The organism is Novosphingobium sp. B-7 (assembly GCF_000410615.1).
GTDB lineage: Bacteria > Pseudomonadota > Alphaproteobacteria > Sphingomonadales > Sphingomonadaceae > Novosphingobium > Novosphingobium capsulatum.
Genome location: NZ_KE148317.1, coordinates 891 through 14,769 on the forward strand (window position 1 = coordinate 891; position 13,879 = coordinate 14,769).

The window sequence follows — 13,879 nt, forward strand, 5'->3', positions numbered from 1 at the left end:
GCGGATAGACGCGGCCGCAACCATGGCAGCGTTGCAGGCGCTTGACCTTACCGGCCTTGCCGGGCGCGAGGTGGGCACGCTGTCGGGCGGGGAGCGGGCCCGTGCGCTGCTGGCGCGGGTCCTGGCCGGGCAGCCGCGCTGGATCCTGGCAGACGAGCCGCTGGCCGCCCTCGACCTGGCGCACCAGCAGGCGCTGCTCGCCCATTTCCGCCGCCTGGCAGGGCAAGGCGTGGGCGTGGTGGTGGTGCTGCACGATCTTGCCCTGGCGATGAACCATGCCGATCACGTCATCGTGCTCGACCGTGGCACCGTGGCCGCCAATGGCGCGCCGCACCTGGCGCTGGCCGAAGGCGTGCTAGCCGGGGTCTGGGGCGTCAAGGCACGCTGGGTGGGCGATGGGCGGACCCGCGCGCTTGCGATCGGCTGATCGGCTCCCCACATCAGGGGTCAATCGCCCTTGCCCACCGAGCCATCTTGCGCGGTTCTTGCTGCGCTGCGACAGGCTTGCGTGAATCGAACAAATCTGGAACATTGCCCTTCATGTCGACCGCCCCCACACGTGCGCCCGGCGCCGCTCGCTCCGCGCTGACCACCCTTTCCGTGCGCGGCGCGCGCGAGCACAACCTGAAGGGGATCGATGTCGATCTGCCGCGTGACAGCCTGGTGGTGATCACCGGCCTGTCGGGTTCGGGCAAGTCCAGCCTGGCGTTCGACACGATCTATGCCGAAGGGCAGCGGCGCTATGTCGAATCGCTGTCGGCCTATGCGCGCCAGTTCCTGGAAATGATGCAGAAGCCCGATGTGGAGCACATCGACGGCCTCTCGCCGGCGATCTCGATCGAGCAGAAGACCACCAGCCGCAACCCGCGCTCCACCGTGGCGACGGTCACCGAAATCTATGACTACATGCGCCTGCTGTGGGCGCGGATCGGCGTGCCTTATTCGCCGGCCACCGGCCTACCGATCAGCGCGCAGACCGTCAGCCAGATGGTCGATCGCGTGATGGCCCTGCCCGAGGGCACGCGCGCCTATCTGCTGGCGCCGGTGGTGCGCGGCCGCAAGGGCGAATACCGCAAGGAACTCGCCGAGTGGCAGAAGGCGGGCTACACCCGCGTGCGCATCGATGGTGAGCTTTACGCGATCGAAGACGCCCCCGCGCTCGACAAGAAGTACAAGCACGATATCGAGGTGGTGGTCGACCGCATTGCGGTGAAGGACGGCATCCAGACGCGCCTGGCCGACAGTTTCGAGCAGGCGCTCAAGCTGGCCGATGGCCTGGTCTTTATCGACCTGGCCGATACGACCGTGGCCGAATTGAATGGTGAGGCGCCGCCGGAAAAGGCCAAGAAGGGCACTGGCGCCAAAAGCGTGAAGGGGGGCCAGCTCAAGGGCGCCGGCCTGCCCGACAACCGCATTGTCCTGTCGGAAAAGTTTGCCTGCCCGGTCTCGGGCTTCACGCTCGATGCGCTCGAACCCCGGCTGTTTTCGTTCAACGCGCCGCAGGGTGCCTGCCCGGCGTGTGACGGGCTGGGCGAAAAGCTGCTGTTCGACCCGCAACTGGTGGTGCCGAACGAGCATTTGAGCCTCAAGCAGGGCGCGATCGTGCCCTGGGCCAAGTCCAACCCGCCCAGCCCCTATTACATGCAGGTGCTGGCCAGCCTGGCGGATCATTTCGGCTTCAACCTCGATACCCCGTGGGACAAGCTGCCGGGCGAAGTGAAGATCGTGATCCTGCATGGCACTGCGGGCAAGGCCGTGCCGCTGACCTTCATCGACGGCAAGAAGAGCTATACCGTTTCCAAGGCGTTCGAAGGCGTGATCGGCAATCTCAATCGCCGCATGCTGCAAACCGAAAGCGCTTGGATGCGCGAGGAGCTGGGCAAGTTCCAGACGGCGCAGCCTTGCGAAACCTGCAACGGCGCGCGGTTGAAGCCCGAGGCCCTGAGCGTGAAAGTGGCGGGCAACGACATTTCCGCCAGCACGCGCCTGTCGGTCAGCGACGCACTGGAATGGTTTGCCACGCTCGATGGCAAATTGACCAGCCAGCAGAGCCAGATTGCCAAGGCGATCCTCAAGGAAATCAACGAACGCCTGGGCTTTCTCAACAATGTCGGGCTCGATTACCTCAACCTCGATCGCACCTCGGGCACGCTGTCAGGCGGGGAATCGCAGCGTATTCGCCTGGCCAGCCAGATCGGTTCGGGCCTGTCGGGCGTGCTCTACGTGCTCGACGAACCGTCGATCGGCCTGCACCAGCGCGACAACGACCGCCTGCTCGAAACCTTGAAGCGGCTGCGCGACCTGGGCAACACGGTGATCGTGGTAGAGCATGACGAGGACGCGATCCGCGCGGCGGACTATGTCGTCGATCTCGGGCCCGGCGCGGGTGTCCACGGCGGCGAGATCGTCGCCCAGGGTACGCTCGAAGATATCCTCGCCAATCCCGACAGCCTGACCGGGCAATACCTGACCGGCGCACGCCGGATCGAGGTGCCCAAGAAGCGCCGCAAGGGCAATGGCCTGTCCCTGGTGGTGGAAGGCGCGCGGGCCAACAACCTCAAGAACGTGACGGCCAAGATTCCGCTCGGCACGTTCTGCTGCGTCACCGGCGTGTCCGGCTCGGGCAAGTCCAGCCTCACCATCGATACGCTGCAGGCTGGCGCCTCGCGCGTACTCAATGGCGCGCGCGTGGTGGCCGGCGCGCATGACGCCATCAAGGGCCTGGAACATTGCGACAAGGTGATCGAGATCGACCAGTCGCCGATCGGCCGCACCCCGCGTTCCAACCCGGCGACCTATACCGGTTCGTTCACCCTGATCCGTGACTGGTTTGCCGGCCTGCCCGAGGCGCAGGCGCGCGGCTACAAGGCCGGGCGGTTCAGCTTCAACGTCAAGGGCGGACGCTGCGAGGCGTGCCAGGGCGATGGCCTGATCAAGATCGAGATGCACTTCCTGCCCGACGTTTACGTGACGTGCGAGGAATGCGGCGGCAAGCGCTACAATCGCGAGACGCTGGAGGTGAAGTTCAAGGGCCACTCGATCGCCGACGTGCTCGACATGACGATCGAAGACGCGGTGGAGTTCTTCAAGGCCGTGCCGCCGATCCGCGATCGCATGGCCATGCTGGGCGAAGTGGGCCTGGGCTATGTCAAGGTGGGGCAGCAGGCCACCACGCTATCGGGCGGCGAAGCGCAGCGCGTGAAGCTGGCCAAGGAACTGGCCCGCCGCTCCACCGGCAAGACGCTCTACATCCTCGATGAGCCCACCACGGGCCTGCATTTCGAAGACGTGCGCAAGCTGTTGGAAGTGCTGCACCGCCTGGTGGAGCAGGGCAACAGCGTGGTGGTGATTGAACACAATCTGGATGTGATCAAGACCGCCGACTGGATCATCGACATGGGCCCCGAAGGCGGCGTGCGCGGCGGCGAAGTGGTGGCCGTGGGCACGCCGGAACAGGTCGCCAAGAACAAGGCGAGCTTTACCGGCCACTATCTGGCGCCGTTGCTGAAGCGTTGAGCGACAAGCCCCTCGCCGCCGTGCGGGGAGGGGCTACGCGGCAGGCCGCCCGATCACGCGCCCAGCCAGGCGGCTGCTAGCTCGCCCCGGTGCCCCTCTGGCGCCAGCGCGGCGCGCAGCGCTTCGAGCATGGGCGGCAGTGCCTGGGTAAAGGCGTAGGGCTGGTTGACGATGAACAGCCCGGCGCCGTTGTAGATGCCGGGCTGGTCGGCATCATAGAGCCAGTGCTCGATGGTCAGCAGTTTCGGGATGCGCAGCTTGCGCAATTGGTCCTTCCAGCGGACATGGGCGGCGCGGTCCTTGAGCGGGTACCAGATCACCGTCACGCCATGGGCCCATTTGCGCTGGGCTGCAGCAAGCGTCGTGACGATCCGCGCGCGTTCGTCGGTCTGTTCATAAGGCGGGTCAACCACCACCAGCCCACGCGCCGTGCGTGGCGGCACCATCGCCAGCCATAGCTCATAGGCATCACGCTGATGCACGGCGGCGGGCGTATCGCGCATTGCGCCGCGCAGGGCTTGGGCATCGTCGGGGTGTTTTTCGTTCAGGATCAGCAGATCCTGCGGCCGCAGCAGCTGCGCCAGAAACCGTGGCGAACCGGGATAGAGCTGTGGCTCCGCGCCCTGGTTCACGGCCTGCACGGCGGCGCGATAGTCGTCCAGCAGGGGGTTCTGGTCGGCAAAGGCCCGCATCACACCCTGCGTCGCTTCGCCGGTGCGCTGGGCCGCATCGCCGCGCAGGTCGTAAATCCCGCAGCCGGCATGGGTGTCGATCAGGGTCAGCGCGCCGTCTTTTTGCTGCAAGGCCCGCACCAGCGCGATCAGCAGGGCATGCTTGACGACATCGGCGCTGTTGCCCGCATGGAAGGAATGGCGGTAATTCATGCTGCTTCAAAATCCTGACGGTCTGCCGAGATGCGGGCACGCGGGCTGGCACGCCCTGGCCGCACCGCTGCGACAGCGCCCTTAGCCTGCGACGTCACTCTTCACCAGACCAGCCGTGTCAGTCGCGCAGCGCCGCGTCCCGGCGCACGAACCACAGCGCCAGGACCGCGAGCGCGACCAGCACGCCGCACAGCAGCCAGGCGGCATTGACCGCAGGAACCAGCGCGGCCTTTTCCACCAGGGGCCGCACCATCTCGGTGGTGAAATCGTCGAGCGGTTGGCCGCGCTGTTCCAGGAAAGCGTCGCGCGGAATGCCGATGCGCACGGCGGTGGCTACGTCGCCGGCGCGCAACTGGTCGGCGATGTGGTTGCCGGCGGTGGCGGCGCGGCTGAAGATCGTGGTGTCGATCAACGCCAGGCCAACCGCACCGCCCAGATTGCGCATCATGTTGAACAGCCCGCTGGCATCGGCCACGAGCCGATTGGGCAGCCGCCCCAGCGCCATGCGGGTGGGCGGCAGCAGGCAGAACATGATCGCCGCCCCACGCACGATCTGTGGCACGATCATCGCCTGAAAATCGGTCTGCTCAGTCTGCCCGGTGCTGAGCAGCAGGCCGATGGCGAACAGCACGAAGCCGAAACCGGTGAGCAGGCGCGGGTCCATCCGGCGTTCGGCATAGACCGCGATTGGCGCGACCAGCAGCTGGGTGCAGCCGGTTACCAGCATGATCTCGCCAATGCGCAGCGGGCCGTGTTCGCGCACCAGGCCCAGGAAGAAGGGCATGAGATAGGTGGAGCCGAACAGCCCGAAGCCGAGCACGAAGCTGAGCAGGCAGCCGATGGTGAAGTTGCGATCGGCAAAGCAGCGCAGTTCCACCAGCGGGGCAGAGGATGTCACCGTGCGCCAGACAAAGCCGATCGCGCTGATGCCCGACGCGCAAAGCAGCGCGACCACGCGCAGGTCTGCCCAGCCGCGCGACGGCGCGTCCTTGAGGCCGAGTTGCAGCGCCACCAGCGCGGCGGCGAGCAGCACCAGCGCCAGCGCGTCTATCGGCCGGCCAGCCTGGCGGCCGGTCTGCTTGCCGCGCAGGAACAGCAACACCCCCAGGCTGGCGATGATGCCGGGCACGATGTTGACGCGAAACAGCCAGTGCCAGGAATAGGATTGGGTGATCCATCCGCCCACGATCGGGCCAATGGTGGGGGCTAGCACCGCCGCTACGCCGGCGATCGTGGTGGCAAGGCCCTGGCTGCGCGGCGGAAACAGCAGGAACACGGCGGCAAACACCGCCGGGATCAGCGTTCCGCCGGCAAAACCCTGCACCACGCGCCAGGCGATCAGCTGGGCAAAGCCGCTACTGGCCGCGCACCCTGCCGATGCCAGTGTGAACAGGCAGGCCGCTGCCACGAACAGCCAGCGCATGCCGAGCCGCGCGGTAAGAAACCCGGTCAACGGGATCGCGACGATTTCGGCGGTGAGATAGGCCGTCTGCACCCACACCATGCGATCGGGCGCGATGCCGATCGCCGCCTGGATGGCGGGCAGCGAGGTGGCGACGATCTGGATATCGAGGATGGCCATGAACATGCCCAGGCACATCAGGATAAAGCCGATCCATTCGCGATAGCTTGCGCCGTCTCTTTCGCCTAGGCTCGGGGCGTCCGTGCCAACCATGCGTCCAGCCATCGATTCTCCTGTGCGAAATCGCCCTTGTCCTATCGCAGGCAAGGAACTCGCTCTCGTCAAAATCGTTTCGGGCTGCACCTTTTTCACCGGTTCGCCGGTCTTGCAGGCGATACCGTAGATGCTGCCCGTTTCAATTCTCTCGCTTGCCACCCAAACTCCCCCGAATATCCTGCCCCAGGAAGAGGCGATCGCCACGGCGCGTACGCTCATTGGCGGGCATTTTGCCGATTTCGAGCGGCTGGCCGCGGTCTATACCAACGCCGGTGTCCACACCCGGCAACTGGCGCGGCCGGTGGCCTGGTATCGCCAGGAACGCAGCTTTGCCGAACGCAGCGCGGTCTATCTGGAGGTGGCGCTCGATCTGTGGGTCGCGGCGGCGGAGCAGGCGCTGGCCCAGGCCGATCTGCGCGCCGACCAGGTGGATACCATCGTTACTGTGTCGTCCACCGGCATCGCCACCCCCAGCCTGGAGGCGCGCGCTATGGCACGGATGCTGTTCCGCACCGATGTAGTGCGCGTGCCGGTGTTCGGGCTGGGCTGCGCCGGCGGCACAACCGGGCTGGGCCTGGCCAGCAAGCTCGCCCGCGCCACGCCGGGGTCGCATGTGCTGTTCGTGACGGTGGAGCTATGCAGCATGGCCTTGCGCACCGACCGGGCGGACAAGGCAGATATCGTATCGACCGCGCTGTTCGGCGATGGCGCGGCGGCCTGCGTGCTGCGCAGCGGCGAGGGCGGCTTTGCCGAGATTACCGCCAGCGCCGAAAAGACCTGGCCCGATACGCTCGACATCATGGGCTGGCAGGCAGAGCCAACCGGCCTGGGCGTCGTGCTCAACCGGGCCATTCCCGCCTTTGCCCGGCAGGAAATGCGCCAGGCGATGGAGGAGATGCTTGCCCCGCAAGGCTTGCGGATCGAGGACGTTGATCGCTTCATCTGCCATCCCGGCGGGGCCAAGGTGGTCGATGCATTGGAAAGCGCCCTTGCTCTGAACCAAGGCGCATTGGTCAAGGAGCGCGAGGTTTTGCGGGATCACGGCAATATGTCTGCGCCAACGGTGCTGTTCGTGCTGGATCGCTATCGGCAAGAGGGGCTGCCGCCGCTTTGCGTGATGAGCGCGCTGGGGCCGGGGTTTACCGCGTCGTCGCTCACGCTGCGGTGCGCGGCATGAACGCGGCCTATGCCATCATGGCCTTTGTCACGCTGCAGCGCCTGAGCGAGCTGGTGATCGCCCGGCGCAACACCGCGCGCCTGATGGCGGCCGGCGCGCGCGAAGTGGGCGCCAATCACTATCCGGTGATGGTGGCGATGCACACCGCATGGCTGGCGGTCTTGTGGTTCACGGTGGGTGACCGGCCGATCTTTCTGCCCCTGCTGGCGGTATTTGCCGTGCTGCAGCTGCTGCGGGTGTGGGTACTGGCCACGCTGGGCCCGCGCTGGACCACACGCATTATCGTCACGCGTGACGCGCCGCTGGTAAAGCGTGGGCCGTTCCGTTTCGTGCGCCACCCCAACTACATGGTGGTGACCGCCGAAATCGCGGTGCTGCCGTTGACGTTTGGCCTGGTGTGGGTAGCGCTGCTGTTTACTGTGCTCAACGCCGCCATGCTGACGGTGCGGATCAGGGCAGAGAACAGCGCGCTCTACGGCAGCGCCGGAATCAGCGCTTAGCGGCCGCCTGGCGTTCTGCGCGGATGCGCAGCATCGCGGCGTGGCACACGGGGGAAGTCTCATTGATCTTGGCGATCATGCAGGCTTCCACCTTCTTGCGGCTCAACGATTTCATCTCGGCCGGGCACAGCCGCCGCGCTTCCTGCACGCAGGCCTTCTTGCCGGGATCAGCCTCGGCCAAAGCGGGCGTCTGGCTCATGCCGATCAGCATGGCACCAAGACCCAGAATAACGCTGGCAGCACGTGCATTCATGAACGGTTTCCTTGCAAACAGGGTGCAGTTGCGACGGCCCACCGTATCGATTGGACTGCCTGAACCCAAGCTTGTCAACGCAGCTTGGCAATGCTCAGGCCATCGGCCTTGGCCCGATCCTTGACCGATTCCTCGGTGCGGGTGAGCGCCTTGGCAATGGATTTGAGGCCCATGCCCTTTTTGGCGAGGGTGTGAAGCTTATGGAGTTCAGCAGGAGTCCAGGGCTGGCGATGACGTTCGAACTTTTCGGCCATGGCCGCGCGGTAGGGCATGACGGGGCGCCTGTCCAAGAAAACGGCAATACCAACCTGCACGGTTTCCAACCCATGAGGACGCCTTCTGGCGGCCTTCGGCAAGGCGCATCCGCCGGCGTGATGTGGTGCATCATGCCAAGGATGCAACGCAGTCCGAAGGTCGCCAGAAGGCGCCCGCAGGGTTGCGCTCCCCCGTCCGTTGGACTTTGTCGCGACCTTGCAACGATGCGCCCACATCGCAGCTGCGGCCGCTCCTCGCCAACGAACGGGGGAGCGCAATCCTCATGGGTTGGAAACCGTGCAGGTTGGTATGAGCCACAGAAAACGGGGGCCGGCATCGCTGCCGGCCCCCAATGCGCCTGTGGCCGTTTAACCGGCGTTGTGTTCGGCCATGGCCGACGGACCGAGGGCGGGGGCCTTCCAGGGCACGAAGCCCCTGGGCCGTTGGCGGCGTCCGGCATGGCCAGGCGGCGCCAAAGCTCCCGTGCACGGTCCGTATCGCCCGCTCGGGGAAGAGCGAGGCCTGACCTGCTGCGCAACGCCGCTTGCGGGCGGCATCACGGGCGTGGCCTTTGCCTCGAAGCACCGCTCCCACGCGCGCCGATCATGAACGCACGGGACGGACCCCGCCGGGGCAAAGGACAGGCATATGGTGGTTGCGAAACAGTTCCAGGCCGCGTGTCCAGACACCAGCCAAGGCGGAATTGCTGCGCACAAAACCATTGCCGCAAGCCCCCTCGCGGGCGCCGTCACACCCGCTCACCATGCCGTGAAGGCACGAGCGGACATGGCCGGTGTTCCGTTTGGCAAAAGGCTTGCACTTCAAGAAAATAGCGCCGTAAATCATCGGCTTGTACCAGCTGATCGGCGGCACGTTTTCCTGTCGATAAAGGGATGCTGCGCCTGTCTTTCGAGTCGCGCAAGAGGGAATTTTGCGGATGGTTTGACAGGCGGGACGAGCGGTTCAACCTGTCACAAACCATCGCGCCACGCGGCGAGCTTTCCCACGGCGGCGCGCAACATGGGCGGCGGCTTGCAGTGGCACAGCCGCACGATATGGCGCGGCGCGGGCGGGCCTTCCCACAGCGCGGAAAGCGGAATGGTTGCCACGCCCGCTTCGGCGACGGCGCGCGTGGCGAAGGTGCGATCATCCAGGGGCACGCCGCTCTGCGCCAGATCGATGCACGAAAACCAGGTGGCGCTGCCGGGCAGGGTGGCAAAGCCATGGTGGGCCAGCGCTTCCAGCAGCGCCTGGCGCGATGCCGCCCAATCGGCCACCTGGGCATCGATCAGCGCATCATCGGTCAGCCCTTCTGCCACGGCCCATTGCAGCATCGGCGGCGTGGTAAACGTCAGGAACTGGTGCGCGCGCGCAACCACCGTGGCCAGTGCCGGATCGGCCACGAGCCAGCCCACCTTCCACCCCGTGGCGCCAAAGATCTTGCCGGCCGATCCCACCTTGATCGTGCGCGCGGCCATACCCGGCTCTGCCATCAGCGAGGCATGGCGCAGGCCATCGAACCGCACCACCTCCCACACTTCGTCACAGATGGCGATCAGGTTGGCGGAAACGCAGAGCTGCGCCAGCGCCGTCCGCTCTGCCGCGCTGGTCACCGTGCCGGTGGGATTGAGCGGATCGTTGAGGATCAGCGCGCGGGTGCGCGGCGTGATCGCGGCGCGCAGCGCATCGATTGGCATGGCCCAATCGGGCGGCGCCAGGCCCACGAACACCGGCACCCCGCCAGCGCGGCGCACCAGCGGGGCATAGGCATCATAGGCCGGCGCCAGCACGAGCACCTCGTCTCCCGCGCGGACAGTGGCAAGGATCGCCGCTGCCACCGCCTCCGTTGCGCCCGACGTAACGATGACATGCTCGCGCGCCAGGGCCAGGCCCTGCCGCCGGGCATAGAACGCGGCGACCGCATCGCGCAGTTCGGGCACGCCGGCCATCGGGGGATATTGCTGCGATCGTTCCGCCATGGCCCGCGCGGCGGCTTGCGCCAGCGCGAGCGGCGGCGGGCCATCGGGAAAGCCCTGGCCGAGGTTGATCGCGCCATGCTCCCGCGCGAGGGCCGACATCGCCTCGAAAATCGTGGTGGGCATGGTGGCATAGAGCGGGTTCAGCGAAGGCGCGGTCATCCCGCGATCTTAGGCACCCGATGCGACGACGCAAAGCCTGTTGCACTGAGATCACAATTTGCTAGCCTCTTTCAGGCGAACCGGGGGGCAAGGCAATGCGCAAGGCGTGGCAGGCAGGCGTGGCGGGATTGGCACTGGTGCTGTGCGGCGCCAGTGGGGCGCAGGCGCGCCAGATGGCAGACCTGATCCTGCACAATGGCCAGGTGCTGACGGTGGACAAGCGTTTTGCCGTGGCGTCGGCTGTGGTTGTGCGCGGCGATCGTATTGTTGCGGTGGGCGGGGAAGGGCTGCTCAAGCGCTTTGCGGCGCGCGATGTGGTCGATCTCAAAGGCCGCACCCTGATGCCCGGCTTCATCGATACGCATCTGCATCCCGCGCCGATCAAGCCCAGCGACATTGCCGTGGCCAGCGCCACCAGCATGGCACAGGTGCAGGCCATGCTGCGCGACAAGGCCCGCGCGCTGGGGCCAGGGCAATGGATCACCGGCTATGGCTGGCAGGAAGCCAACCTGGCGGAAAAGCGCAACATAACCCGTGCCGATCTCGATGCGGCCGTGCCTGACAATCCCGTGCTGCTGGTGCGCGCCGGATCGCATTCGGCCGTGGCCAACAGCCTGGCGCTGAAGCTGGCGGGGATCGACCGCAACACGCCCGATCCCGCCGGTGGGCTGATCGAGCATGATGCCAGTGGCGAGCCCAACGGTATCATCCGCGAAAGCTATGGCGCGGTGCTGCGCCTGATCCCCCAGCCCGGCTGGGACGTGATGAAGCCGGCAACGGTCACCTGGCTCCGCTCCATCCTGGCGCTGGGCATCACCAGTTTCCACGATGCCAGCGGATCGATCGACGACGAGCCCTATGGTGCGGGCGGCCCGGCGCCCGGCGAGCAGGGGCTGGACCTGCTGGGCGCGGGAATGACCTTTCGCCGTGCGCGCGAACTCTATGCGGAAATGGGTGACCGCCTGCCGCGCGTGACCATGTACATCAGCTATCCCGGTGCCGCGCGGCTCAAGGCCTTCCCGCATCACACCGGTTATGGTGACAATCATGTGCGCCTGGGCGCGATTGGCGAGAACGCGGTGGACGGCGGCTTTACCGGCCCCACCGCGTGGCTGCTGGCCGATTACAAGGGGCAGCCTGGCTTTCGCGGCAAGGGCCGCTTCACCGATGCGCAGCTTCAGGAGATGGTTGATACCGCGGCCGTGGCCGGCTGGCAGATGGGCCTGCACTGCATTGGCGACGCGGCCATCGTGCAGACTGTCAATGCCTATGACATGGCGCTCAAACGCCTGGCGGCGCAGGGCAAGATGCCGGCTGACCACCGCTGGTTCACCGATCATTTTACGATCATGCCGCCCGATGCCACGATGCAGACTATGGCGCGCGACAAGGTGATGATCGCCCAGCAGCCCAATTTTCTCTACAACCTGGAAGACCGCTACACCCAGGTGCTGGACGATTGGCGCCTGGCGCATAACAATGCGGTGGCCACGCCGGTAAAGAAATTCGGCCTGTTCATGGCCTTCGGCAGCGACAACCTGCCGGTGGGGCCGCTCGTCGGCCTCTATGCTGCGATCACCCGCAAGGGGCCCAGCGGCGTGGTGCACGGCGCGGAAGAAGCCGTTTCACGTGCCGAGGCGATTCGCATGTACACCGCCAATGGCGCCTATCTGTCTTGGGAAGAAAACCAGAAGGGCACGCTGGAACCCGGCAAGCTGGCCGACATGATCGTGCTGCCGTTCGATCCGCTGACCGCGCCACCCGAAGCCCTGCTCAACGGCAAGGTGGATATGACGTTCGTGGGTGGCAAGCTGGTCTACGACAGCCGCCTGCGTCGCTGACGGGGCATTGGCCCTGCGCCGATCGGCGCGGGTCAGTGCGCCGTCGCGGGATTGTAGCCAGGATAGAGCAGCGTGATATCCTGCGGGGCATGGCACTGCTTCACGGCGGTAGTGGCATGGCGCAGCCGCTCTGCGGTAAGCGAGGCGTTGGACAGCGCATGCTGGCGCTCGCGGCCCACTTCATCGACGGTGAATGGGCGGGTGCCGGCCGGCACGCTATGCCCGCCCAGCACGAAGACCACGTAGTTCATCAGATCGGCCAGTTCGGCATTGTCGCGAATACGGCTGTGCGCCACGTTGGGCAGGCGCAGCAGATAGGCGCGGCTATCGGGCGTGCACATGAACCAGCCGACGCGGCCCAGCAGTTCGGGCAGCTGTGCCGGCACCGTGCTGCCGTTCACGCCGTGGCAGCCGCCGCAATTCTCGATATAATCCACCCGCGCCTGGTTGGGATCTTCCATCACCGGTTGCGCCATAGCGGGGGCGGGCGCGGCATCGTGCGCCGCGCTCAGCCGCGTGGCGAGGCTGGCGCTGAGCAATGCCGTGGCCGCCAGCAGGGAAAGACGCGCGATCTTCATGGCCGCTGCGCTCAGGCCGCGCCGACCAGCACGGCGGTGGAGCAGTGGTATTCCATGCTCTGCGTACCGAAGCACCAGATGATATCGTTGTTGAGCTGCGGCACATAGATCTGCGTTTCGCGATCGGCATTGTCGCAATTGCACTTGTTGCAATAGGATTTGCCGCAGCAATCGCGATAGGCGATCAGGTACGACTTGCCGTCTTCGGGATTGACGCAGGTGCCTACCCACGACACCGGAGAGGGTTCGGCCCCGGCCGGGCAGGTGTGTACCCCACCGCCGCAGCAGGTGCACAGCGCGCCGTCGATCGCGCAATAGCGCCAGTAATCGCACTTGGTGTTGTCGGTTACCTGCGCGCCACGGGCAAAGGTGGTCTTCGCCTCTGGCCCTCGATCGGGCTTGGCCGGCGCGGCATTGGCACGGCTCACCGGCAGCACGGGGAATAGCGGCGCGGCCACCAGTGCGGTGCCCAGCCGGGCGAGGATGCCCCGGCGCGACGTGCCGCCGGCAAAGCGCCGCAAGACCTTTTCGCCCAGGCTGTCAGCATCGAAATGGATCATGATCGTTGCCCCTAGAACTTTTCTCGTAGCGTTTGCGTCAGGCCACCGCGCCATGCATGCGGGCGACATAGTCCTGCACCGAATGAACCCCCATTTCGTGGGCAATCACCAGGCTTTCGAGGTGCTCGCGGCTGTTGACCAGCCCCTTGGACAGGACCACGCCCTGGTCATCGAGCAGCACGGCAAACGGCAGCTTGCCCACGGCAAAGGCCTGGCCCACTTCCGGCCCATTGACGAACGGATAGGCTTCCAAGCCATGGCGCGCGATCATCTCGCGCTGCGCGTCCACCGTATCGTCGCCCACGAAGGTCAGCGCCACGCGCTCGTCGCGGGCAAAGGACTTGGCCATGGGGATCAGGTTCTTGCACAGCGGGCACGAGGCAGACACGAACATCAGCAGGCGCAGCGGCGTGCCCCTTGCCGCGCCGCCCACGCTGATCGCCGCGCCATCGAGCGTGTGGCTGGCCACCGCCTGGCTGGCCGCACCCACCGCCGGGCC

The 13,879-nt window shown here is 66.2% G+C and carries 13 protein-coding genes; 5 read left to right on the plus strand and 8 right to left on the minus strand.

Annotation, left to right across the window (positions count from 1 at the left end; translation table 11 throughout):
* Both H926_RS26705 and uvrA read left to right on the plus strand, forming a co-directional pair.
* Positions 1-427, plus strand: a 427-nt coding sequence (locus H926_RS26705) for an ABC transporter ATP-binding protein (RefSeq protein WP_148291703.1), incomplete at its 5' end; no start/stop codon positions are given.
* Positions 428-540: 113 nt separating this feature from the next.
* Positions 541-3,516, plus strand: a complete 2,976-nt coding sequence (gene uvrA, locus H926_RS0110005) for an excinuclease ABC subunit UvrA (protein ID WP_022676175.1) — start codon at positions 541-543, stop codon at positions 3,514-3,516.
* Between the two features lie 53 nt (positions 3,517-3,569).
* Here uvrA and H926_RS0110010 read toward each other — a convergent pair whose 3' ends face one another.
* Complete coding sequence (locus H926_RS0110010) at positions 3,570-4,400, minus strand: 23S rRNA (adenine(2030)-N(6))-methyltransferase RlmJ (RefSeq protein ID WP_022676176.1); 831 nt, start codon at positions 4,398-4,400, stop codon at positions 3,570-3,572.
* Between the two features lie 118 nt (positions 4,401-4,518).
* Positions 4,519-6,075 carry a DHA2 family efflux MFS transporter permease subunit gene (locus H926_RS0110015; RefSeq protein WP_022676177.1) on the minus strand — a complete coding sequence of 519 codons (1,557 nt, stop codon included), beginning with the start codon at positions 6,073-6,075 and terminating at the stop codon, positions 4,519-4,521.
* A gap of 130 nt (positions 6,076-6,205) precedes the next feature.
* Between H926_RS0110015 and H926_RS0110020 the strand changes: the two genes are divergently transcribed.
* Both H926_RS0110020 and H926_RS0110025 read left to right on the plus strand, forming a co-directional pair.
* Positions 6,206-7,255 (plus strand): type III polyketide synthase, encoded by a 1,050-nt coding sequence (locus tag H926_RS0110020; protein WP_022676178.1) that lies wholly within the window; start codon positions 6,206-6,208, stop codon positions 7,253-7,255.
* The gene (locus tag H926_RS0110025) at positions 7,252-7,755 is read left to right on the plus strand and encodes an isoprenylcysteine carboxyl methyltransferase family protein (protein ID WP_022676179.1); all 504 of its coding nucleotides are present in this window, start codon (positions 7,252-7,254) and stop codon (positions 7,753-7,755) included. Before H926_RS0110020 ends, H926_RS0110025 begins: the two co-directional genes overlap by 4 nt.
* Here H926_RS0110025 and H926_RS0110030 read toward each other — a convergent pair.
* The 3 genes from H926_RS0110030 to H926_RS0110040 form a co-directional block, all read right to left on the minus strand.
* The gene (locus H926_RS0110030) at positions 7,745-8,008 is read right to left on the minus strand and encodes a hypothetical protein (RefSeq protein WP_028657822.1); all 264 of its coding nucleotides are present in this window, start codon (positions 8,006-8,008) and stop codon (positions 7,745-7,747) included. The genes H926_RS0110025 and H926_RS0110030 overlap by 11 nt on opposite strands.
* Positions 8,009-8,082: 74 nt before the next feature.
* The gene (locus H926_RS0110035) at positions 8,083-8,262 is read right to left on the minus strand and encodes a hypothetical protein (protein WP_028657823.1); all 180 of its coding nucleotides are present in this window, start codon (positions 8,260-8,262) and stop codon (positions 8,083-8,085) included.
* 972 nt (positions 8,263-9,234) lie between these two features.
* Entirely contained in the window at positions 9,235-10,401 is a 1,167-nt protein-coding gene (locus H926_RS0110040; protein ID WP_022676182.1) for an aminotransferase class I/II-fold pyridoxal phosphate-dependent enzyme, read from the minus strand.
* A gap of 119 nt (positions 10,402-10,520) precedes the next feature.
* Between H926_RS0110040 and H926_RS0110045 the strand changes: the two genes are divergently transcribed.
* Positions 10,521-12,242: an amidohydrolase gene (locus H926_RS0110045; RefSeq protein ID WP_237741007.1), complete on the plus strand. Its 1,722-nt coding sequence runs from the start codon at positions 10,521-10,523 to the stop codon at positions 12,240-12,242.
* A 32-nt stretch (positions 12,243-12,274) separates the two neighbouring features.
* On the opposite strand, the gene H926_RS0110050 is transcribed toward H926_RS0110045, so the two are convergent.
* The 3 genes from H926_RS0110050 to H926_RS0110060 form a co-directional block, all read right to left on the minus strand.
* Positions 12,275-12,820 (minus strand): hypothetical protein, encoded by a 546-nt coding sequence (locus tag H926_RS0110050; protein WP_022676184.1) that lies wholly within the window; start codon positions 12,818-12,820, stop codon positions 12,275-12,277.
* 11 nt (positions 12,821-12,831) lie between these two features.
* Entirely contained in the window at positions 12,832-13,380 is a 549-nt protein-coding gene (locus H926_RS0110055) for a methylamine dehydrogenase light chain (protein ID WP_022676185.1), read from the minus strand.
* A 37-nt stretch (positions 13,381-13,417) separates the two neighbouring features.
* On the minus strand, positions 13,418-13,879 hold a 462-nt coding region (locus H926_RS0110060), incomplete at its 5' end, for a methylamine utilization protein MauD (RefSeq protein WP_022676186.1).

Excerpts from the sequence above, each read along its gene's own strand:
- H926_RS0110055 (WP_022676185.1), bottom strand. The coding sequence starts at position 13,380 with ATGATCCATTTCGATGCTGACAGCCTGGGCGAAAAGGTCTTGCGGCGC.
- H926_RS0110030 (WP_028657822.1), bottom strand. The coding sequence starts at position 8,008 with ATGAATGCACGTGCTGCCAGCGTTATTCTGGGTCTTGGTGCCATGCTG.
- H926_RS0110040 (WP_022676182.1), bottom strand. The coding sequence starts at position 10,401 with ATGACCGCGCCTTCGCTGAACCCGCTCTATGCCACCATGCCCACCACG.
- H926_RS0110050 (WP_022676184.1), bottom strand. The coding sequence starts at position 12,820 with ATGAAGATCGCGCGTCTTTCCCTGCTGGCGGCCACGGCATTGCTCAGC.
- H926_RS0110010 (WP_022676176.1), bottom strand. The coding sequence starts at position 4,400 with ATGAATTACCGCCATTCCTTCCATGCGGGCAACAGCGCCGATGTCGTC.
- H926_RS0110025 (WP_022676179.1), top strand. The coding sequence starts at position 7,252 with ATGAACGCGGCCTATGCCATCATGGCCTTTGTCACGCTGCAGCGCCTG.
- H926_RS0110015 (WP_022676177.1), bottom strand. The coding sequence starts at position 6,075 with ATGGTTGGCACGGACGCCCCGAGCCTAGGCGAAAGAGACGGCGCAAGC.
- H926_RS0110035 (WP_028657823.1), bottom strand. The coding sequence starts at position 8,262 with ATGGCCGAAAAGTTCGAACGTCATCGCCAGCCCTGGACTCCTGCTGAA.
- uvrA (WP_022676175.1), top strand. The coding sequence starts at position 541 with ATGTCGACCGCCCCCACACGTGCGCCCGGCGCCGCTCGCTCCGCGCTG.
- H926_RS0110020 (WP_022676178.1), top strand. The coding sequence starts at position 6,206 with ATGCTGCCCGTTTCAATTCTCTCGCTTGCCACCCAAACTCCCCCGAAT.